Here is a 21,581-nt window from a genome sequence, read left to right as displayed (position 1 = left end):
CATGAAAACCCGCATGAAATGGGGCATTGCGCTGCGGCTGGGAATCCTGCTGGCGTCCTTCAGCGTGTTTGCCGCCGTCCTGGCGGGCTACTACACCTTCGACTCCAGCCGCACGCGCCTGCAGGGGCGGGCCGAGCAGGCGCTGCTGGCCACCACCCAGGTGTTGTCGCGCCACATGCAGGCGGGCTTTGGCACGGTGGCGCGCGACACCGCCTTCCTGGCCAGCGTGGCCGCCATCGAGCAGGACAGGAACGTGCTGGCCGACATGTTCAGGGCCAGCCTGGTGGCGCACCCGAGCTACCAGCAGATCCGTTTCATCGGTGCGCAGGACTACGGCCTGGAGCTGGTGCGCATCGACCGCACGGGGGACGCCTGGCTACGCGCGAGCGAGGGGGAGCTGCAGGAGAAGGCCCATTTCCCCTTCGTCTTCGAAACGCTGGCGCTGGGGCCTGGCGAGGTCTATGTGTCCGAGTTCGGCATCAACCACGAGGGGGCTCCCGATGCCGAGGCCCTGCCCGTGTTCAGCATGGCCTCGCCCGTGGTGCGTGGGGGACAGGTGCGGGGCGTGGTCGTGGTGCGCGTGGCGGCGCACCAGTTCCTGCGCAATTTCAATGATGCGCTGCCCGCCTCCTACAGCTTCTTTCTCAGCAACCGCTGGGGCGATTTCCTGGTGCACCCGGACGCCACCCAGACCTTCGGCTTCGACCGCGGCCAGCGCATCCTGATCCAGGATGCCTTCGGCCCGGTGGGGGCCCTGATCGAGGGCCGCGAGGAACAGGCCGTGCTCAGCCAGCAGGGCCCTGGCGATGACGAGGCGCGTGTCTTCTCGTTCGTGCGCATGCCCTTCGGGCGACCGCAGGAGGGGCGGTCCATGGTGGTGGGGCTCTCCCAGCCCCTTGCCGCCGTGCAGGGCGAGGTGGTGAGCCTGGGGCGCAGCATCTTCAAGATACTGCTGGTGCTGAGCGCCGTGGGCGTGTTGCTGGCGGCATGGGTGTCGCGCGTGGTCACCCAGCCCCTGAAGGCCATGGTGCGCGCCACGCAGGCCTTTCCGCAGGGCCGCCCGCATGGCGTTCTGCCCGTGCAGCGCGAGGATGAGGTGGGTGAGCTGGCGCGCAGTTTCCAGGACATGGAGCAGCAGATCAGCCGCCAGATGACGGAGCTCAACGCCAGCCGCGACGCCATGGCCCACCTGGCGCACCACGACGCGCTCACGGGCCTGCCCAATCGCCGCATGTTCGAGCAGCGCCTGGCGCAGGCGCTGGAGCTGTCGCGCCGCAGCGGGCGGGACTGCGCGCTGCTGTTTGTGGATCTGGACGATTTCAAGGCCGTCAACGACGCGCGGGGCCATGCCGCGGGCGACCGGGTGCTGCAGGCCGTGGCCCGCACCGTCGTGGGCGCCGTGCGCCAGGCCGACACCGTGGCCCGGCTCGCGGGCGACGAGTTCATCGTGCTGTGCGAGAACGTGGATTGCGAAGATGCGGCGCTGCAGATCGCCGCCAAGCTGGAGCTCGCTTTCGAGAGCCCGCTGCAGATCGACGGCCAGCCGCTGGCCCTGCGCGCCAGCATCGGCGTGAGCCTGTTCCCGCGCGACGCCCAGGACGCGCACACGCTGCTGGCCAGCGCCGACGCGGCGATGTACCGTGTCAAGCAGAGCCGCCGCCGAAGGGTTTGAGTCAGCCTGGGGCGGTAGCCTGTGACCCGTTCACCCACCTTCGCGAGCCATGACCTCCATCTTCGACCAGAACCTGCCCCGCACCGAAGCCAACTTCGCATCCCTGTCACCCCTGTCGTTCATCGAACGCACGGCCGAGGTCTACCCCGACCGCCTGGCCATCGTGCACGGCGACTTGCGCCAGACCTGGAGCCAGACCTATGCCCGCTGCCGCCAGCTGGCCAGCGCCCTGGCGCAGGCAGGCATCGGCAAGAACGACACGGTGGCCGTGATGCTGCCCAACACCCCGCCCATGGTGGAGGCCCACTTTGGCGTGCCCATGGCGGGCGCGGTGCTCAATGCGCTCAACACCCGGCTGGACCCGGAGGCCATTGCCTTCATGCTCGACCACGGCGAGGCCAGGGCGGTGATCGTGGACCCCGAGTTCACCGGCACCATGGCCAAGGCGCTGGCCCTGCGCACGGGCACCACGCCCATCCGCGTGATCGAGGTCCAGGACGCGCTCTACGGCCCCGCCGCGCAGAGCCTGGGCGGCACGGACTACGAAGCCTTTGTCGCCACGGGTGACCCGGCTTTTGCCTGGAGCCTGCCCGACGACGAGTGGGATGCGATTGCGCTCAACTACACCAGTGGCACCACGGGCAACCCCAAGGGCGTGGTCTACCACCACCGGGGCGCGGCCAGCAATGCCATCAGCAACGTGCTGGAGTGGGACATGCCCAAGCACGCGGTCTACCTGTGGACGCTGCCCATGTTCCATTGCAACGGCTGGTGCTTTCCCTGGACGGTGGCGGCCCGCGCGGGCGTGAACGTGTGCCTGCGCCGCGTGGACGCGCAGGCCATCTTCGACGCCATCCGCACCCACGGCGTCACGCACTACTGCGGCGCGCCCATCGTGCACGGCCTGCTGGTCAATGCGCCGGATGCGATGAAGGCGGGTGTGCAGAACCTCGCACAAGGGGGCGTCAAGGCCATGGTGGCGGGCGCCGCGCCCCCGGCCTCGATGATCGAGGGCATGGAGAAGATGGGGTTCGATCTGACCCATGTGTACGGCCTGACCGAGGTGTACGGCCCCGCCACCGTGTGCGCCAAGCACGAGGCGTGGGACCAGCTCGACATCGGCGAGCGCGCCCGCCTCAACGCCCGCCAGGGCGTGCGCTACCACCTGGAGCGCGACGTGCGCGTGCTGGACCCGGAGACCATGCTGCCCGTGCCGCAGGACGGCGAAACCATGGGCGAGATCATGTTCAAGGGCAACATCGCCATGAAGGGCTACCTCAAGAACCCCAAGGCCACCGACGAGGCCTTTGCGGGCGGCTGGTTCCACAGCGGCGACCTGGCCGTGCAGTACCCCGACGGCTACATCAAGATCAAGGACCGCAGCAAGGACATCATCATCTCGGGCGGCGAGAACATCTCGTCCATCGAGGTCGAAGACGTGCTCTACCGCCACCCCGACGTGCTGGCCGCCGCCGTGGTGGCCAAGCCCGATGCCAAGTGGGGCGAAACCCCGTGCGCGTTTGTGGAACTCAAGGCGGGGGCCACCACCACGCCCGAGGACATCGTGGCCCACTGCAAGAAGCACCTCGCGGGCTTCAAGGTGCCCCGCGCCGTGGTGTTTGGCGAGCTGCCCAAGACCAGCACGGGCAAGATCCAGAAGTTCGAGCTGCGCAAGCTGGCCGGGTCGGCGGCGGCCATCAACGTCTGATCACACGGCTCAGCCAAAACCGCACGCCAGCGTCTGCCGGCCGCCATCGAGGTTGTATTCGGACTTCCAGTAGTGCCTGTCTTCGATGGCGGTGAACGCCACGCCGGGCCCGGTGGGGTAGGCCGTCGCGAACGGGCGGCGCAGGATCACAAGCAGCTCGCATTGGGGCGGCCAGTCCGCCACTTCGTCGATGACGTTGCCCCGTGCCAGCTCGGCCTCCAGGATCATGCGCAGCGGGGCGGCCAGCGCGGCGGGAATCTGCTGACGGCTCATGCGCGGGGCTGGCTGGCGGCGGCGGGCTGTGCCGACCGTTCGGACGGAGCATCGTCCAGCAGCCGCTGCAATGCCAGCACCTGCCACTGGTGCTCCGGCTCGAAGGCCGAGAGGTCTTGCACCGCATACCCGCCGTACGCGTACACCGTGGCATAGGCCGCGTAGCTGGCGGCCTCCAGTGCCCGGCCCGCGAGCGCGTTGGCCACGGCGTAGGTGGCCGACACGGCGGCATGGGCCGATCCGTCCAGCGACTGCGAGCCCCGGTGGTGCGAGGCCACCTCCTTCATCCGGGCGGCGGCGTTCGCCAGCGTGGCGGCATCCACCGTGCCTGCCGTGAACGCCGCCAGCGTGTCCAGGCCCGCGATGGCCTCGGGGTCTTCCAGCAGATGGCGCACGCGCTCGACACACGCCAGGCCAAACGCCAGGCGCAGAGGCGTGTGGGCCTCGCTGGCCAGGTCGCAGCCGGCAGCCAGTTGCGTGAGCGCTGTGTTCATGGCGTGAGTCCTTTCCGGGGGCTGGGCAGTTCACGGGTGTTTGCTATCAATAAAGTAGCTGATTACGCAATGGGTAAAAGCGCTGGCGCCTGTTTTTACCCAAAAATCCGCCCCGCGGGAAGGCGGCTGGGGCATGGCGGTGGGCGCAGGGCATTGTGGCGTCCCGCGGGCCCTGCGTCGAGCCGGGCTAGGTGGGCCAAGGGGGGGCGGCTATGCCGCGAGGCCTTCCAGCCAGGCGCGTGGCGACATGCCCAGCTTCTGCGCAAACACCCGCGACAGCGCGGACGGGTTGGCATACCCCAGCCCATGGGCGATCGATTTCACGGACCGCCCGCCGCGCAAATGGGCCTGCGCGAGGGTGAGGCGCCAGTGCGCCAGGTAGTCCGCGGGCGTTTCGCCCACCACGGCCTTGAAGCGTGCCGCGAAGGCGCTGCGCGACATGCCGGCCTGCGCGGCCATCTGCTCCAGGCTCCAGGCCTCGCCAGGGGCATCGTGCAGGGCCGTGAGCGTGCGCGCCAGGCGCGGGTCGGCCAGGCCGGTCAGCAGGCCCGGGGGCATCCGCGCCTCCTCGGGGTGGTCGAGCAGCCAGCGCAGCAACTGCAGCAGCACGACTTCAAAGAGCCGGTCGGCCAGCACGCGGTGGCCGCAGCGCAGGCGGTCGGTCTCGGCGAACAGCAAATCCAGCGCCTGCTGCAGGCCCTCGACGCGGGCCAGCGGCAGCAGCACCAGCGGGGGCAGGGCGCGCGCCAGCGGGTGGCTGGCGCCGCCATCGAAGTCCAGTGCCGCGCAGGTGAAGTCCGAGCCCTCCATGGGCGCGTTGTGAAAGAAATGCTCCAGCGGCCGCGCGTAGAACAGCAGGCTGGGCTCGCGCACCTCCAGGCGCTCCGGTGGCCCCGCCAGGGGCTGGTGGGCGACCACCATCTCGCCGCGCCGCAGCACATGCAGAAACCCGCGCCCAGGCGCCGCCGCGAAATGGGTGACGCCGCACAGCGGGCCGGTGTGGAACAGGCGCGCCCGCACCCTGAACCGTTCCAGCAGCGAGGACAGGCGGTCCAGCGGCACGGACGGTGGCGTGAGGCTGCTTTCCGTGGGGTTCATGGTTGTTTTGGATGTATTGGTATGAATGATGGACTATTGATGCCCAATGGTATTCGATGTCGCCAGACACTGCAGGGGTGCTGTGTTCATGCACCCGATGCGGCCAACGCACCGGCTTTCAACCTCCATGCCATTTCCAAGGAAGACACCATGTCCACCATTGCCTCCTCCGCCGCCCGCATTCCCCTTGTCGACCGCTCCACGGCCAGCGGCCCGGCGCGCGCGCTGCTCGACCAGATCCACGGCGCTTTCGGCGCCACACCCAACATGTTCCGCGCGGTGGCCAACTCGCCTGCCGCGCTGCAAAGCATGTGGGGCGCCTTCGGTGCGCTGGGCGGCGGCCAGATCGGCGCCGCGCTGGGCGAGCAGATCGCTGTGGCCGTGGCCAACCGCAATGCCTGCGACTACTGCCTGGCCGCCCACACGGCGCTGGGCCGCAAGGCGGGCGTGAGCGGCGACGATCTGGCCGCCGCGCAGTCGGGTGCATCCGCCGACCCGCGCACCGCCGCGGTGCTGCGCTTCGCGCTCAAGCTGGTCGACGAGCGCGGCCAGGTGGATGCCGCCGATGTGCAGGCGCTGCGCGAGCAGGGCTGGAGCGACGGGCACATCGTGGAGATCGTGGCCCATGTGGCGCTCAACCTGTTCACCAACTACGTGAACGTGGCGCTGGCCGTGCCCGTGGACTTCCCCGGCGTGAAGCTGCGCCCCGCGCGCTGAGCCGAGGGGGCTGCATGCCCCTCACGCCACTGTGCGGGCCGCTTGCAGTTCCTGCTCCAGCCACGCCGCGAAGCGCTGGGCCTGCGGCGATGCCTGGGGCGCCAGGCCGTAGTAGTGGCGCGTGAGCGGCAGGGCCAGCCCCGGCAGCGGGCAGGCCAGGCGGCCCGCCGCCAGGTCCTGCGCCACCAGCGAGGCGGGCGCGAGCGCGAAGCCCAGCCCGTCCAGCGCGGCCTGCAGCACGAAGTGCAGGTGGTCGAACTGCAGCTGGCTCGCCGGTTGCAGGCGCGGGGCGCCCACCTGGCGCTTCCAGTCGTCCCAGTCGCCGGGGCGCGAACGCGACCACAGCAACACGTGCGCCGCCAGGTCGGGCGACGTGCGCACCGGCTGGGCCGCCCACAGCGCGGGTGTGCCCACCACCAGGGCCTGGTCGTGCAAAAAAGGCTGCGGCGTGATCGCGGCCGGCCAGCCCGCCAGCCCCCGGCGGATGGCCACGTCGAACGGAGCGGTGGCGTGGTCGGGCGTGACCGTGCTGGTCACCACGTTGGGCTCGATGTCCGGGCACTGCGCGACGAAGCCCGGCAGGCGCGGGATGACCCAGCGCACGGCGAACGAGGGGCGCACGTTGATGGTCACGGTGCGCGGGGCCCCGGGTGTCGCCAGGGCCTGGGCTGCGGCGCCGATCTGCGCCAGGGCGGGCTCCACCTGCGCAAAGAACTGCTGGCCCTGCGGCGTGAGCAGCACCTGCCGCACGCGCCGCTCGAACAGGGCCACGCCCAGGTGGTCTTCCAGCGCGCGGACCTGGCGGCTGATGGCGCTGTGGGTGACATGCAGTTCCATGGCCGCGCGCGTGAAGCTCAGGTGGCGCGCTGCCGCCGCGAAGGCGCGCACCGCATGGAGCGGGGGCAGGCGCTGTGGCGTGGCGGGCGGCATGTGTGCGATTTTGTCACGCATGCCGGGCGGCGATGTCGTTTGTCAGCGGCCGCCGTCGTGCGCACCATCGCCTCTGGCCCTGATCCCCTCCACCTTTTTTTGAACCACCCGCCATGACAGCCACCGCCCCGGCGCAGCCCGACCCCCATGCCATCGACACCCTGGCGCGCCTGGAGGCGCTGCTCGGGCCGCTCAGCGATGCCTCCGTGCACAAGGAGGTGCCCCGCGTCCACCCCGCCTACCGCGCCATGATCGAGGCCTCGCCCTTCGCGGTGCTGGCCACCACTGGCCTCGGGGGGCTCGATGCATCGCCGCGCGGCGATCCGCCGGGCTTCGTGCAACTGCAGGACGACACCACCCTGCTGCTGCCCGAGCGCCGGGGCAACAACCGCGCCGACAGCCTGCGCAACATCCTGGCCGACCCGCGCGTGGCGCTGCTGTTCCTCATCCCCGGCGTGGGCGAAACCCTGCGCGTGAACGGCCGTGCCCGCATCAGCGTGGCGCCCGACCTGCTCGCGCGTTTCGTGGTCAACGGCCAGCCGCCCAAGTGCGTGGTCGTGGTCGACGTGGAGACCGTGTTCTTCCAGTGCGCGCGTGCCCTCCAGCGCTCACGCCTGTGGGATGCCGTGCCGCCCGGCACCCCGCGACCGGTGCCCACGCCCGGCGCCATCCTTGCGTCCCTCACGCACGGCGCATTCGATGGCGCGGCGTACGACCAGGAACTGCCGGCGCGGCAGCAGGCGACGCTGTATTGAGAGGATCGGCCGGACGGACGCGAACCCTCAGGCCTGCTCGGCCGTGAAGGCCGCCGCCGCCCCCCGCAGCGCCTGCGCGAACTGTGCCACCTCGGCATGCTGCGCGTCCCGCAGGCGCTGGAACAGCGTGATGGGCGGCAGCGTCCAGCCAAAGCGGTGCGGCACGATGGCCACGCCGGCGATGCGCACCAGCTCCTGCGCGATGTCGGCCGGCACGATGGAGATAGCCCGCTCGCTGGCCGCCACCAGCTCGCCGATGACCTTGGACGAGAGGCTTTCCACATAAGGCTGCGGCGGCACCACGCCCGCGCGCAGGAAGAAGTCGGTGATCTGCTCGCGCATGGGCGTCTGCCGCGCGCCCAGCACCCAGTCCAGGTCCGCCAGCTCGGCCCAGGCCAGGGGCTTGCGGGCCAGGCGCGCCGACAGGCGGCGGTGGGCGATGAGGCGCGGCTCCTGGTGGTACAGCACCTCGTGCACCAGCCCGTCCATGTCGAGCACGGCGGATGCGCGGCCGATCACGCAGTCGAGTTCGTGCCCGCGCAGGCGCTGCAGCAGGTGGTCGCTGGTGCCTTCGTGGATGCTCACCGTGGCGCGCAGCCCGCGCGGCCGGGTCTGCCCGATGGCCGCGGCCAGCAGGCGGCCCGGCACGAAAGGGATCACGCCGACCTGCAGGTGCGCGGCGCGGCCCGCGCTGGCCGCTTCCATGTCGCGGGCCCAGTGGCCCAGGTCCTGCAGCAGGGTGCGCGCACGGGCCAGCGCCACGGCGCCGAGCGCGGTGGGCACCATGCCGCGCGGGGAGCGCTCGAACAGCGGCGCGCCGAAGATCGCCTCCAGTTCGGCCAGCGCGTGCGTGATGGCGGGCTGGCTCGTGGCCATGTGGTGCGCCACGCGGGTGAGCGTGCCATGCGCCTCGATCTGCTGCAGCAGCACCAGATGCCGCACCTTCAGGCGCGAGGCAAGGCGGGCCTGGACGGTCTCCGGATCCAGGGGCGGGGGCGTGGGCATCGGGTTTTTGGGGTATTCAGAAAACTGTATGGCTTGATATTAATTGCTGATGCTTTGCTTATGGGAAGTCTCCACAATGCGAAGCGAGCGAGGGAGCGAACAGGCAGGTGGGTGGAGCTGGCGGGAGCGCAGAGGCACCGCCAGTCTCCTTGGGCACGCGGACAACCAGAAGGGGGACAAGGCAATGGATTCAGTGCTGTGGGTGGTGGCCCTGGGGGCCGTGGCGGCGGGCTTCGTGCAGGGCCTGTCGGGCTTTGGCTTTGGCATGGTGGCCATGTCGTTCTGGGCCTGGACGCTGGAGCCGCGCCTGGCGGCCGTGCTGACCGTGTGTGGCGCGCTCACGGGCCAGCTGGTGGCGGCGGCCACGGTGCGCCGGGGTTTTGACCGGGTGCGCCTGCTGCCGTTTGTGCTGGGCGGCCTGGTGGGCATCCCCATCGGGGTGGCCGTATTGCCCCGGCTGGACATGGACGCGTTCAAGGTCATCCTGGGCACGCTGCTGGTGCTGTGGTGCCCGGCGATGCTCATGGCCAAGCAGTTGCCCCGCATCACACGCGGCGGGCGCATGGCCGATGCGCTGGTGGGCATGGCGGGCGGCGTGATGGGTGGGCTGGGCGGCTTCACCGGCGTGCTGCCCACGCTGTGGTGCACGTTGCGCGGCATGGACAAGGACGTGCAGCGCGCCATCATCCAGAACTTCAACCTGGCCATGCTGCTGGTGACCTTCATCACCTACCTGGCCACCGGCCTGGTCACCCGGGAGGCGCTGCCCCTGCTGGCCATCGTGGTGCCGGCGATGCTGGTGCCCACGCTGCTGGGCGCGCGGCTGTACCACGGCATCAGCGACCTGCGTTTCCGCCAGATCGTGCTCGGGCTGCTCACGCTGTCGGGTGTGGCCATGCTGGTGGCGAGTGTGCCCAGGGTGCTGGCGCGGCTGGGGTGAGGGCGCACGCCTTCAGAACCCTGATGGCCCGGCAGCGCAAAGGTGCCCAAGGCTCTAACATGCCCTTCGGCACGCGCCTTGCCCATGCGGGCGCGGCCGCCGCGGCGTGTGCCGGGATGACAGACCGGCACGGCTGCGGCATCCATCCACCGAGGAGACTTATGACAACACACAACAAATCGCTTGCACGGGCTGCGGGCGCCGCCCTGGCTCTGGCCCTGCTGGCCGCGCCGGCCCTGGCCGAGGTGTACGCCAAGGAAGAACTGATCAAGGCCAGCAAGGAGGCCGCCGGCGGTGGCAAGGGCACGCTGATCGGCGAGTACGCGTTCACGCGCGACAAGGCGTCCAGGGACCAAGCCATCAAGGAGATCAGCTGGCTCACGCTGCAGCCGGGCGACTCCATCGGCTACCACAAGCACACGACCAATGAAGACACCTACATCATCGTCTCGGGCCGTGGCACCTTCCGCGACAAGGACGGCCGCGAGGTGCCCGTGAAGCCGGGCGATGTGACCATCGTGCGCAAGGGCGAATCCCATGGTCTGGTCAACACCGGCACCGAGCCGCTGGTGTTCGTGGATGTGATCGCCGAGCAGTGAGGGCGCCGTGGCGCGGCCCCGCGCAGTGACAGGGGCTGGGCTGCGGGGGCCGGCCGGGCTGCGCGCGGGCGGCACATAGAATGCCGCGGTGCCCGCCAGCGCACCATTCCTTCCCGTCCCCCGCTGCTCCTCTCTTCGCACCTTGACTACCTTCGTGAACGGGCCTCTTTCGCGCGAGCTGGCCATGCGCTTTCTGGGCGGGTTCGACATCTCGCGCGGACAGGAGGCCGTGACCGCTTTCCCCTATGACAAGGTCCGCGCACTGCTGGCCTACCTGGCCCTGGAGCCTGGCGAGCACCGCCGCGAGCATCTGGCCGACCTGTTGTGGCCGCAGGTGGATGCCGAGCGGGCCCGCGCCAACCTGCGGGGCTGCCTCTTCGACCTGCGCCGTGCGCTGGGCGATGCGCAGGCGACGGCGGCGGGATCCCCGCCGCTGATCGAAGCGTCCCAGAAAACGCTGCGCCTGCGCGCCGGCGCCGGCTGCCGCCTGGACGTGGCCGATTTCCTCGCGGGCGCCAGCGTGCCCGTGGATGCGCCGGCTTTGCTCGAGCAGCGCGTGGCGCACTACCGGGGGCCCCTGCTGGCGGGGCTGTACCTGCCCGACGCGCCCGAGTTCGAGGCATGGCTGGCCGCGCGGCGCGAAGGGCTGCACCGCCAGGCGCTGGACATGCTGGAGCGGCTGATGGCGCACCACGAGCTGCAGGGCCACGGCGCGAAGGCGCTGCAGTATGCGCAGCGCGCCATCGAGGTGGACCCGTGGCGCGAGCCCTTGCAGCGCAGCTATCTGCGGCTGCTCGCGCGCCGCAGCCCGTCCGCGGCGCTGACGCACTATGCCGCGTACCGCCGCGCCATCGCGCAGGAGCTGGGGGCCGAGCCCGAGCCACAGACCGTGGCGCTGGTCGAACGCATCGGCGCCGCCGCAGCACCGCAATCCCCACGGCCCGAGGGCCTGGCGCTGCCGGAACGCCGCCGCCTTGCCGTGCTGGCCTGCGATTTCGAGCCGCGCGACGGCATGGACCCCGAGGACGCCGCCGCCGCGCTGGCGGGGCTGCTGGAGAAGGGCAGCGGGCTTGTTCGCGGGTACGCAGGCCATGTGGTCGCGGCGCAGGGGGGCGAGCTGCTCGCCTTCTTCGGCTACCCCAGCGCGCGCGAGCATGCGCCGCGCGATGCCGCGCAGGCCGCTCTCGCCCTGGTGCAGACGTGGCGTGCCGCGGGCTGCGCGGCGGACCTCGTGCCGCGCGTGGGCCTGCACGCGGGCTGGGCCTTTGTGGCCGAATCCCAAGGCCCGCCCGATGCGGCGGGCACGCTCACCAGGACGGCGCGCCGCATGGCGCAGGCCGCGCCGGCGGGGGGCGTCTTGGCCAGCGCCGCGTTGCGCGGCATCCTGGAGACGCATTTCCAATGGGGCTCTGCCCAGGAGGGCGCGGCGGTGCTGCTGGCCCGAAGGCAGGACATGCGCCGCGGGGATGCGGAGGAGCGCCCCGCCTCTCCCCTGGTCGGGCGGCGCCAGGAGCTGGACAGGCTGCTGGCCGCGTGGGGCGACGCGCAGCGGGGGCGGCAGGTGGGCGTGCTGCTGCGGGCCGATGCGGGCAAGGGCAAGTCCCGCCTGGCGGCGGCCCTGGCCCAGCAGGTCCGGGCCTGTGGCGGCCGGGTCGCCGAAGTGGCCTGCCAGGCCGAGTCGGCCCACATCCCCTATTTTCCCTTTGTCGAGCAGCTGCATCGCCAGATGGGGCTGGACCACGGCACGCCCGCCGATGCGCACAAGGGCGCTGTCCAGGCCGCCGTCCAGGTTCTGCAAGAGCTGGGGACGGAGGCCGCCCTGGCGGAGCTGCCCGTGCTGCTGCACCTGCTGGGCTTGCCCATGGACCCCGGCATTGCCGCCGCTGCGCAGCCCCTGTATCCGGCCCAGCGCAAGGAACGCGAGCAGCACCTGCTGGCGCGGCTGTTCGGCCCCGGCAGCGATGGCCGGCCGCTGCTTCTCGTCGTGGAGGACCTGCACTGGGCCGACCAGGCCACATCGGAGCTGCTCGAGCGCATGCTGGCGCCAGACCGCGATGCCCCCTTGCTTCTGCTGTGCACCACGCGGGCGCAGCCGCATGGGCCGCTGGCCGCCAGGCTGGCGGTGCAACTGGAACTGGCGCCGCTGTCGTACCAGTCCATCCGCGCCCTGGTGACGCAGCTGGAGGGCGGCACGCGGCTGGGGGATTCCCAGATGGCGTCCATCGTGGGCCGCGCCGACGGGGTGCCCCTGTACGCCGAGGAACTGGCCCGTGCCGCTCTGGCAGGGGGCGCAGGCCACAGCGAGGTGCCGGCCACGCTGTGGGACGCATTGGCCGCGCGCCTGGATGGAATGGGCCCGGCCAAGCGCATCGCACAGTACGCGGCCTGCATCGGCCGCGACTTCGGAGAGGACCTGCTGCGCGCCATCGCCGGGCCGCAGGACGATGTGGGCGGCGGCCTGGAGGTACTGCAGCACGCAGGGTTGGTGCGGCGGCGTTTCGGCGGGCCGCTGTATTTCCGCCATGCGCTCATCCGCCAGGCTGCCTACGAATCGCTGGCCCAGGCCGAGCGGCGGCGGCTGCATGCCCGGCTGGCCGAGGCGCTGCGCACCGATTTTTCCGAGCGTGTGCGGGCCTATCCCGCAATCCTTGCCCACCACCTGTCCGAATCCATCCATCCCGCCGCTGCGCATGCCTGGTGGGTGGCCGGCACCCAGGCCGCATCGCGCTCGGTGCTGGGGGAGGCCATCCACGACTTCTATGCGGGCCTGGCCGCCGTGCAGGCGCTGCCCGAGGACGACCCGGGCCGCGCGCGCGACGAGCTGCTGCTGCAGGTCGGCCTGGGCACGGCCCTGGTGGGCGCGCAGGGCTATGGCTCCGACGCGGCCAGGGATTGCTTTCACCGCGCCTGGGCGCTCGCCGCCAGCGCGCCGCCGGGCATGGACCTGTTCCCGCTCATGTGGGGCCTGTGGATGGTGGGGCGCCACAGCGAGGACGAGCATCCGCTGGAATACGCCGACCGCCTGGCCCGCATGGCCGAGGGCAGCCCCGATCCGGCGCGGCGCATGGCCGTGGAGTACGCCTACGGCAACAACACCCTGTGGCTGGGCGAGTTCGCGCGCTCGCGGGGGCACCTGGAGGCGGCCATCGGCTGGAGCACGCGGGTGGGCAGTGCCGAATCGATCGCGCGGTTCGGCGAGGACATCGGCATCGCCGCGCGCGCCCTGCTGGCCTGGGTGCACTGGATCGAGGGCGACCTGCCGCGCGCGCGGGCGCTGGCCGATGACAACGTGGCCCTGGCACGCACGCTGGGCCACGCGCACAGCTTCGGCTTTGCGTTCAGCTGCGCCGCCGTGCTCTACCGCCACCTGCGCGATCCGGAGCACGCCGCCGCCCTCAGCGCCGAACTGCTGGCCTACGCGCAGCACCACCGGCTGCTGCTGTGGCAGGCCGCCGCCGCGGCGGTGCTGGGCTGGGCGCAGGCGGTGCAGGGCGATGCCCGCGCGCTGGCCCCCATCCGCGAGGGCCTGGAGGGCGCGCGGCAGGTGTTCCGCGTGATCGAGATCACCTTCATGGCGTTCCTCATCGATGCGCTGCTGCACCTGGGCCGTGGCGCCGAGGCGCTGCCCGCCATCGACGAGGCGCTGCACAAGGCGGCCGCGCACCACGACACGCATTTCGTCGCAGAACTCCTGCGCCTGCGGGGCGATGCCCTGCTGCAGCTGCGGCCGTCCGACACCGCGCCGGCGCTGCGGCTGTACCGCGACGCACTGGCGCGGTCCGAGGCCTGCGGCGCGGCCCTGTTTGCGCTGCGCAGCGCCACGCGCATCGCACGCCTGCTGGCGGCGCAGGGGGCCTGCGGCGAAGCGGCGGCGCTGCTCGAACCCGCATTGGCTCGCGTGTCGGACCTGCCTGGCAACCCGGATCTGCACGAGGCACGGGAATGCCTGGCGCAGTGCACCGCGGCGGCCGCGGCCATGCGCCCCTGACGGAAGCATCGCGGCGGCCTGTCCCCCGACGTTTTGTCGCGGGCCCGGTCCAGGGCCGCGATCGCGGCATTCAACGCTCTGTCAACGCCCTGCTTTCCACAATCCGCCCCTTGTCCAAGGTGCCGCGGCGCGGCGTAACAGGGAGGAGGCGGGATGGTCGTGAATGCAGCGAAGAAGGCCGAGGCGGCGTACCCATGGCGTGGCACCGTGCGTGCCGCTGCCATGGCCCTGGCGCTGGGCTGGGGGCTGGCGGCGCAAGGCAGCCATGCGGCGGTGCCCGCCTCCGTCAGCTACCAGGGGCAGCTCACCCAGCCTGGTGGCGGGCCGCTGGCGGGGCCCGTGCAATTGCAGTTCCGGCTCTACGATGCGGCCACGGGCGGCGCGGCGCTGTGGGAGGAGACCCATCCGGCGGTGGCACTGGCGACCGGCGTCTTCAGCGTGCAGCTGGGCAGCATCGCCCCGCTGGCCTTGCCGTTCGACCAGCCGTATTACCTGGGCGTGAGCGTGAACGGCGCCGCCGAGCTGGCGCCGCGCATGCCCCTGTCCAGCGCGCCCTATGCCCTGAGCGCGAAGACCGTCGCCGACGGCGCGGTCACCGCCGCCAAGATCGGCCAGGTGTGCGCCGTGGGCGAGACGCTGCTGCAGGCGGCCACCGGCTGGGCCTGCGGCGCGGCCACCGGCCCGCAGGGGCCGGCGGGCGCGGCCGGGCCCATCGGCCCCATCGGCCCGGCCGGTCCCACCGGCGCGGCGGGCGCGCGGGCGCTCATCGCCACCGCCGCCGAGGCTGTTGGCGCCAACTGCGCCACTGGCGGCACGCGGGTGCAGGGTGGCAGTGATGCGAACAGCAACGGCGTGCTGGACGCGGGCGAGGTCTCCGCCACCGCCTACGTCTGCAACGGCGCCCAGGGTCCGCAGGGGCCTGCCGGGCCGCAGGGCCCCGCCGGCCCGGCCGGCGGCGGCGCAGGCAACCTGGTGCACGGCTGCTTCAGCGTGGGGCAGGCCGGCAGCGGCACGGGCTACACCGTGGCCTACGACGGCGGCACCGGCCAGCACCAGATCACCTTCACCACCGCCTTCGCCAGCGCCGGCTACACGCTGGTGCTGGACGCGCGGGCCGCGCCCACGGGCCGCGCGCGCGCCGTGCACCCGGTGGCCAAGGCGGCCGGCGCGGTCACGCTGGCGCTGGGCTGGCTCGACAGCGCCGAGACGGCGCAGCCGGTGTGCTTCATCGCCGCGCAGTGATGCATCAAGAGAACGACATGCCATGAAGAAGAACCACGCTTTTGCTTCCCTGGCCCTGGCGGCCGCCCTGGCCGCCGGCGCATCGCCCGTGATGGCGCAGCAGGAATGCATGATGGGTGAGCTGCGCCTGTTCGCCGGCAACTTCGCGCCCCGCAACTGGGCCCTGGCGCAGGGGCAGATGCTGGCCCTCAACGCCCAGACGGCAGCGCTGTTCAGCATCCTGGGCACCACCTACGGCGGCAACGGATCCTCCACCTTCGCCCTGCCGGACCTGCGCGGGCGCGTGGCGGTCGGCGAGGGGCAAGGGTTCGGACTGACCTACCGCGCACTGGGGGACCAGTGGGGCGCTGAGACGCACACGCTGACCACCGGCCAGATGCCCCTGCACATCCACGCCCTGAACGTGGCCAGCAATGCCCCGGCCACCACGGGCACCCCCGGCAGCGACAAGGTGTTGGCCGTGGCGCAGAACGCGGGGCTGTATGCCGCCGCGTCGCCATCGGTGCAGCTGGCCGCCACCAGCGTGGCGTCCGCCGGCAACGGACAGGCGTTCCTGATCCTGCCGCCGAGCCTGGGCATGAACTACATCATCTGCACCGCGGGTGACTTCCCCGTCCGGCCGTGAGCACCGCCATGCAAACACGGCGAACACGGCTGGGCCAGCTCCTGCTGGCCGGTACGGGCCTGCTGGCATGCGCCGGCACCGGCGCGCAGGTGGCCGACAACTGCCTGCTGGGCGATGTGCGGCTGTTCGCGGGCGACTACGCGCCGGTGGGCTGGATGCTCGCCAACGGCCAGGCCCTGAGCATCACCGACCACAACGCGCTTTTCTCGGTGCTGGGCACCACCTGGGGCGGCGACGGCATGACCCACTTCAACCTGCCCCATCTGGGCAGCCGGATCCCGGTGGGCACGGGCCAGGGACTAGGGCTGGCCACCGACGTCGTCGAAGGCACGCACCGGGGCGACGAGCAGATGTGGCTTCAGCACTGGAACCTGCCGCCCCACAGCCACGCGGTGGCGGCGGCGGGCGGCGCGGCCACCAGCGCCACGCCCGCTGCCGGCATGGCGCTGGCCGCGGTGCCGGAGGCGGGCGCCTTCGCGGCGGTCGCGCCCGACACCCGGCTGGCGCTCACGTCCGTGGGGAGCGCGGGCTCCACCCAGCCGTTCGAGAGGCTGCCGCCGTCGCTGGCGCTGAACTACATCATCTGCGTGGGGGGCACGTACCCCACGCGGAACTAGCGGGCAGGGAGCGCGGCATGCCATCCTTTCTTCTCTCCTCGGGCCGCGCGGCTGCTGCGTTCGCCCTGCTGGCTGGCGCCCTGGGGGCGCCGCCCGCAGCGGCCCAGGCCGGCGCCATCGCGGGGCAGGCCGTGGCGGGCCTGTCGTCGGGCGGCGGCGTGGTGCTGCACAGCGGCGCCGTCATTCCTCTGGCCAGCACGCCTGTGCTCACGGGGGGCAGCCTGCCCGGGGGCGTGGCGGGCGTGGCCTACAGCCAGAGCCTGTCGGCCACGGGGGGCACGCCGCCCTACACCTACGCCCTGGCGGCCGGAAGCAGCCTGCCGGCGGGCATGTCCCTGTCCGCGGGGGGCCTGCTGTCGGGCGCCCCCACGGCAGCGGGCCACTACGGCTTTTCGGTGCAGGTCACGGACGCCGCGGCGCAGACGGCCACGGTGACCTATGTGTTCTCGGTGGCCGCCGCGCCCGGTCCAGGGGGGCCCGCGACCCCGGTCGCCGTACCGCTGGGCGGCCCGTGGGCGGGCACGTTGCTGGCGCTGCTGATGGCCGGGGGCGCGGCCACCGCACGCCGCCGTCAGCGCAAGGATTGATGCCATTTTGGGCTGCAGCGCTTTACCGCAAAGCGCTGGAAGCTATTAAAAATATAGCAAAAAATGCACGGACCGGTGCCTGCGCTCCCGCGTGCACCCGCCAGGGCGGCGGGCGTTCAACGCTGCGTCAACGCTGCCTGCGAACAATCGCGGCCCAACACGGTGCCGTGCAGCGGCTGAAGGGGGAGGGGATATGGGCGGTTGGAAGGCGGGGTTGCGGATGCGCCGGTGGGTGCTGGGTTGTCTGCTGGCGTGTGCCTGCGGAGGGGCGGTGGCCGATGACCCGGAACCCGGCTTCACCAATTACGCGCAGCTGGCCTCCATAGCGGTGGGCGGTGTCGCCGCGGTTTACCCGCTGGGGGATCTTACCGACGACCCGCTGCGGGTGGCGGTGCCGGGCATCCGCATCGGCCATTGCGCGCCGCAGAGCATCGCGGTGCGGGCCTGGCAGCCCAACTACCAGCCCTATACCGTGCGGGCCCTGGGGCAGACGCTCCACCTGTTCGGCGGCGAGACGGAGGGCGCGCTGTCCGTCCCCCTGGCGTTTGGCGCCAACACGGTGGAGCTGGCGGTGGAGCGGCCCCTGTCGTTCGACTACACCGCCAGGGCCTTCTACACGCTGCAGATCGAGCGCGAGGGGCCGGGCGCCAACGCCGAGCTGGCCGCCCTGGCGCTGTCGGCGGGCATGCTGTCCCCGCCGTTCGATCCGGCCACGCACAGCTACAGCGCCACCGTGCGCGACCGGTCCGTGGCGGTGGTCGCCACGGCGGCGGACTGCCCCGGCCTCACGGTCAACGGCCAGCCGGTGGCCAGCGGCAGCGCATCGCCGGCCATCCCGCTGGCCCTGGGCGCGAACACGGTGACGGTGCAGTCCGTGGCTCAGGACGGCACCACCCGCACCTTCGATCTGGCCATCACGCGGCTGGCCAGCGCCAGCGCCGACCTGGACAGCCTCGCCCTGTCCGGCGCCGCGCTCAGTCCGGCCTTCGACAGCGCCGTGACGGGCTACAGCGCCACGGTGCCCTATGCCACCACGGCGGTGTCGCTCACGGCGTCGCCAGCTGCATCCACCGCCACCCTCACCGTCAACGGGGCGTCCTTGGCGGCGGGCGTGCCGCATTCCGTGGCGCTGCAGGCGGGGGCCGCCACGGCGATCGCCGTCGGCGTGCAGTCGGAGGACGGCTTGGCCACCAGGACCTACACCGTGACCGTGGCCCGCGCCGCGCCCGACACCAACGCCCGGCTGGCGGCGCTGGCCCTGTCGGCGGGCACACCGAGCCCGGCGTTCGATCCGGACGTAATGCTCTACACCGCATCGGTGGCCGGCACCGTCAGCGCGGTGACCGTCACGCCCACCCCCGCCTTCGCCGGGGCGTCGGTCACGGTCAACGGCGCGCCCGTGGCGGCCGGGGGCGGCGTGAGCGTGCCGCTCGCGCCCGGCACCAACACCATCGCCGTGCGGGCCACGGCGCAGGACGGCGCCACGCAGCGCACGTACACGCTGCGCGTGGTGCGTGCCAGCCTCGTGAACAGCGCCAGGCTGCTGGGGCTGGCGCTGTCCAGCGGCACGCCCTGGCCGTCGTTCCATCCCGCAATCGCCGCCTACACCGTGCGGGCCGCCAGCGATGCCTCCACGCTCACGGTCACGCCCACGGCGGAGGATGCGACGGCCACCATCCTCGTCCATGGTGGTCCGGTGGTGCCGGGAGAGGCCTCGGCGCCGATTCCCCTGCAGCCCGGCCACAACGCCATCACCATCCAGGTCACCAGCACCGACGGCCTGCAGACCGGCAGCTACACGCTGGATGTGCTGCGCGGACGCACCGACGCGGCGCTGGCCGGGCTGACGCTGTCGGGCGGCAGCCTCAGCCCCGCGTTCGACCCGGACGTGCTGGCCTACAGCGCCAGCGTGCCTTTCGTGATGGCCTCCGTGCGGGTGGGGCTGGCGCTGCCCGATGCCGAGGCCACGGCCCGCGTCGGCGGGCAGATGCTGCGCAGCGGCCATGCCGCCACCGTGGCGCTGGCGCCGGGGCCCAACACCGTGCCGGTGCAGGTCACGTCCAGCGACGGCATGGTGCAGCGCACCTACCTGGTTTCCATCACGCGCCAGGCGCCGCAGGCGGTGCCGCTCGCGCACAACCCGACGGCCTTCGCCGCGCCGCTGTCGTTGCCGCTGGAGGGCACGCAGGCCGTGACGCTCGCGGTGGGCGACGTGGATGGCGATGGGCATGTGGACATCGCCGCGGTGAGCCTGGTCCGGCGGGACATCGCGCTTCTCGCGGGCCGGGGCGATGGCACCTTCGCCGCCGCGCAGTGGTCGCCGGTGGGGTTGGGCGACGGTTTCCTGCTGGCACTGGGCGACTTCCAGGGCGACGGCTGGCTGGACGCGATGGCGGTGGATGGCAGCCACGCCCAGCTGGCCTCGGGCCTGGGCGATGGGCGCTTCAGTGCGCTGTCGCCCCCGCTGGCCTGGCCGCCCGCGGCGGCCGCGGGCGTCGCGACGCTGGACGTGGACGGCGATGGCCGCCCCGATCTCGTGTCGCCCGGCGCGAACGGCGCTGCCGTGCAGCGCGGCCTGGGCGGCGGCCGCTTCGCGGACGCGCAGCCGGTGGGGAGCCTGGGCTGGGTGCGGTACGTCGTCGGCGGGGACTTCAATGGCGATGGGCGGATCGACCTGGTGCTGGCCAGCGGTGACGGTGCGCTGCAACTGCTGCCGGGCCTGCCCCTGGGCGGTTTCGGCGCGCCTTTCGACGGGACGCTGGGCGTGCCCATGGGCGGGGCGGTTCCGCGCGTGGGCGACCTCGACGGCGACGGGCGCGATGACCTCGTCGTCGCCGTGTCGGTGAACGGCGTGAGCACGGTGTTCGTGCTGCGGGGCCGCCCGGACGGCAGCCTCGAGAACCCCGTGCGCTTCGCCAGCGGCCTGGGGCCCATGATCGGCCAGGAGGTGCCGCAGGACGTGGTGGTGGGCGACTTCAACGGCGACGGCCATCCCGACGTCGCCGTGCTCAACGGCAACGGCGGCGCCTTCAATGTCGCCATCCTGGCGGGGCAGGGCGATGGCAGCCTGGCGGCGCCGCAGCTGCATTACGTTCCGTGGCTGCCCTCGCGCATGGCGATGGCCGACTTCGACGGCGACGGCAAGCCCGACCTGGTGATGAACGCGCTGTCGAACCGGGGGGAGGGGCTGAGGGTGCTGCGCAACACCGCGCCCGACCTGGCCCAGGTGGTGCCGTCCAGCGGCACGCTGAGCCCGGCGTTCTCGGGCGCCGTCACCGCCTATGCCGTGCAGTTGCCCGTGGGCGGCCCGGACTTCACGCTCACGCCCTGGCTGGCCTTCGGCACCGCCGAGGTGCGCGTCAACGGCGTGCCGGTGGCCAGCGGCAGCGCATCGGCGCCCGTCGCGGTGCCCGCCGGCGGCAGCGCGGTCGTCACGGTGAGCGTGCTGGCGCGCGATGGCGGCACGGCCACCTACACCTTCTCCGCCACGCGCCCCGTGCCCAGCGCGAATGCCCTGCTGGGCGCGCTCACGCTGTCCGCGGGCAGCCTGGGCCCGGCGTTCGATGCCGGCACCCTGCAGTACACGGCGAGCGTGGACCACGCGGTGGCGTCCATCACGCTGACGCCCCTGGCGGCCGAGGCCACGGCCAGCGTGCGGGTCAACGGCGCGCTGGTGGCGCGCGGCAGCGCGTCGGCGCCCATCGCGCTGGCCGTGGGCGACAACCCGGTCACGGTGCTGGTCACGGCGCAGAGCGGTGCCACGCTGTCGTACGTGGTGCGCGTGGTGCGTCCGGCCGCCGCCACCCAGTTCACGGGCGAGGGGCCGGGCGGCGCCGTCACGGCGGGTTTTTCGGGCGGCGGGGCCGGCTGCGGCTTTGCCGCCAGCAGGTTCGTTCCCGCCGCCAGCGTGGCGCCGGCGGCGCCCACGGGCGTGGCCTTTCCGCACGGGCTGTTCGATTTCGCCACCGCCGGGTGCGCGGCAGGGGCCACGCTGCACTTCACCATCACCTATCCCGCGCCGCTGCCGCCCGGCACGCGCTATTGGAAGTGGGGCCCCACGCCCGGCAACGCGGCTGCGCACTGGTACGAGCTGCCCGCCACCATCAGCGGAAACACGGTGCGGTTCAGCATCACTGATGGGGGCCTGGGCGACGATGACTTTGCCCTGGGGCCCAACGGTGCGGTGCGGGATGCGGGAGGCCCCGGCGTGCCCATGGTGTCCGGCGCGACGGCCGTGCCCACGCTGTCGCCCTGGGCCCTGCTGCTGCTGGCGGCCGGTGTGGCGGCCCTGGCGGGGGCCGGCCGGCGGCGCGCGGCACGGTGAGCGCGGG

Annotated in this window: 17 protein-coding genes; 12 read left to right on the top strand and 5 right to left on the bottom strand. The window is 72.3% G+C overall.

The window, feature by feature from the left end:
- Position 1 precedes the first annotated feature (1 nt).
- Positions 2 to 1,672 (top strand): diguanylate cyclase domain-containing protein, encoded by a 1,671-nt coding sequence (locus AC07PV_RS19330; RefSeq protein WP_369642874.1) that lies wholly within the window; start codon positions 2 to 4, stop codon positions 1,670 to 1,672.
- A gap of 49 nt (positions 1,673 to 1,721) precedes the next feature.
- Positions 1,722 to 3,380 carry an acyl-CoA synthetase gene (locus AC07PV_RS19325; RefSeq protein WP_369642873.1) on the top strand — a complete coding sequence of 553 codons (1,659 nt, stop codon included), beginning with the start codon at positions 1,722 to 1,724 and terminating at the stop codon, positions 3,378 to 3,380.
- A gap of 9 nt (positions 3,381 to 3,389) precedes the next feature.
- Here the strand turns inward: AC07PV_RS19325 and AC07PV_RS19320 are convergent, their stop codons facing one another.
- From AC07PV_RS19320 to AC07PV_RS19310, 3 genes are all read right to left on the bottom strand, one after another.
- Positions 3,390 to 3,653, bottom strand: coding sequence for a hypothetical protein (locus tag AC07PV_RS19320; protein WP_218295380.1), 264 nt, complete (start codon positions 3,651 to 3,653; stop codon positions 3,390 to 3,392).
- The gene (locus tag AC07PV_RS19315) at positions 3,650 to 4,147 is read right to left on the bottom strand and encodes a hypothetical protein (protein WP_494631077.1); all 498 of its coding nucleotides are present in this window, start codon (positions 4,145 to 4,147) and stop codon (positions 3,650 to 3,652) included. Before AC07PV_RS19315 ends, AC07PV_RS19320 begins: the two co-directional genes overlap by 4 nt.
- Before the next feature lie 210 nt (positions 4,148 to 4,357).
- Positions 4,358 to 5,245: a helix-turn-helix transcriptional regulator gene (locus AC07PV_RS19310; protein ID WP_492253543.1), complete on the bottom strand. Its 888-nt coding sequence runs from the start codon at positions 5,243 to 5,245 to the stop codon at positions 4,358 to 4,360.
- Positions 5,246 to 5,395: 150 nt separating this feature from the next.
- Here AC07PV_RS19310 and AC07PV_RS19305 point away from each other — a divergent pair, with 150 nt between their 5' ends.
- Positions 5,396 to 5,962 carry a carboxymuconolactone decarboxylase family protein gene (locus tag AC07PV_RS19305; RefSeq protein ID WP_218340249.1) on the top strand — a complete coding sequence of 189 codons (567 nt, stop codon included), beginning with the start codon at positions 5,396 to 5,398 and terminating at the stop codon, positions 5,960 to 5,962.
- Positions 5,963 to 5,983: 21 nt separating this feature from the next.
- Here the strand turns inward: AC07PV_RS19305 and AC07PV_RS19300 are convergent, their stop codons facing one another.
- Positions 5,984 to 6,913, bottom strand: a complete 930-nt coding sequence (locus AC07PV_RS19300; RefSeq protein ID WP_494631076.1) for a LysR substrate-binding domain-containing protein — start codon at positions 6,911 to 6,913, stop codon at positions 5,984 to 5,986.
- Between the two features lie 92 nt (positions 6,914 to 7,005).
- Between AC07PV_RS19300 and AC07PV_RS19295 the strand changes: the two genes are divergently transcribed.
- Positions 7,006 to 7,647 carry a pyridoxamine 5'-phosphate oxidase family protein gene (locus AC07PV_RS19295; protein WP_494631075.1) on the top strand — a complete coding sequence of 214 codons (642 nt, stop codon included), beginning with the start codon at positions 7,006 to 7,008 and terminating at the stop codon, positions 7,645 to 7,647.
- A 27-nt stretch (positions 7,648 to 7,674) separates the two neighbouring features.
- On the opposite strand, the gene AC07PV_RS19290 is transcribed toward AC07PV_RS19295, so the two are convergent.
- A complete protein-coding gene (locus AC07PV_RS19290) occupies positions 7,675 to 8,652 on the bottom strand; it encodes a LysR substrate-binding domain-containing protein (protein WP_494631074.1) in 978 nt (325 codons plus the stop codon).
- A gap of 184 nt (positions 8,653 to 8,836) precedes the next feature.
- On the opposite strand from AC07PV_RS19290, the gene AC07PV_RS19285 reads away from it, so the two are divergent.
- The 8 genes from AC07PV_RS19285 to AC07PV_RS19250 all read left to right on the top strand — a co-directional run bounded on the left by AC07PV_RS19285 (position 8,837) and on the right by AC07PV_RS19250 (position 21,574).
- Positions 8,837 to 9,592 carry a sulfite exporter TauE/SafE family protein gene (locus AC07PV_RS19285; RefSeq protein WP_494631073.1) on the top strand — a complete coding sequence of 252 codons (756 nt, stop codon included), beginning with the start codon at positions 8,837 to 8,839 and terminating at the stop codon, positions 9,590 to 9,592.
- Between the two features lie 161 nt (positions 9,593 to 9,753).
- Complete coding sequence (locus AC07PV_RS19280; protein WP_255591121.1) at positions 9,754 to 10,191, top strand: cupin domain-containing protein; 438 nt, start codon at positions 9,754 to 9,756, stop codon at positions 10,189 to 10,191.
- A gap of 142 nt (positions 10,192 to 10,333) precedes the next feature.
- Positions 10,334 to 14,179 (top strand): ATP-binding protein, encoded by a 3,846-nt coding sequence (locus AC07PV_RS19275; protein ID WP_494631072.1) that lies wholly within the window; start codon positions 10,334 to 10,336, stop codon positions 14,177 to 14,179.
- Positions 14,180 to 14,332: 153 nt separating this feature from the next.
- On the top strand, positions 14,333 to 15,421 hold the full coding sequence (locus AC07PV_RS19270) for a DUF8740 domain-containing protein (protein ID WP_494631071.1): 1,089 nt from the start codon (positions 14,333 to 14,335) through the stop codon (positions 15,419 to 15,421).
- Between the two features lie 22 nt (positions 15,422 to 15,443).
- Positions 15,444 to 16,046, top strand: a complete 603-nt coding sequence (locus AC07PV_RS19265; protein WP_255591122.1) for a phage tail protein — start codon at positions 15,444 to 15,446, stop codon at positions 16,044 to 16,046.
- 8 nt (positions 16,047 to 16,054) lie between these two features.
- Complete coding sequence (locus AC07PV_RS19260) at positions 16,055 to 16,663, top strand: phage tail protein (RefSeq protein WP_369642865.1); 609 nt, start codon at positions 16,055 to 16,057, stop codon at positions 16,661 to 16,663.
- Between the two features lie 17 nt (positions 16,664 to 16,680).
- Complete coding sequence (locus AC07PV_RS19255) at positions 16,681 to 17,250, top strand: Ig domain-containing protein (protein WP_494631070.1); 570 nt, start codon at positions 16,681 to 16,683, stop codon at positions 17,248 to 17,250.
- A gap of 271 nt (positions 17,251 to 17,521) precedes the next feature.
- Positions 17,522 to 21,574: an IPTL-CTERM sorting domain-containing protein gene (locus AC07PV_RS19250; RefSeq protein WP_494631069.1), complete on the top strand. Its 4,053-nt coding sequence runs from the start codon at positions 17,522 to 17,524 to the stop codon at positions 21,572 to 21,574.
- Positions 21,575 to 21,581: the final 7 nt, after the last annotated feature.

Source organism: Acidovorax sp. GW821-FHT09A11, assembly GCF_059418365.1.
Note: the sequence above shows the minus strand (reverse complement) of the source record. Positions and strands in the feature narration are given on the sequence as shown.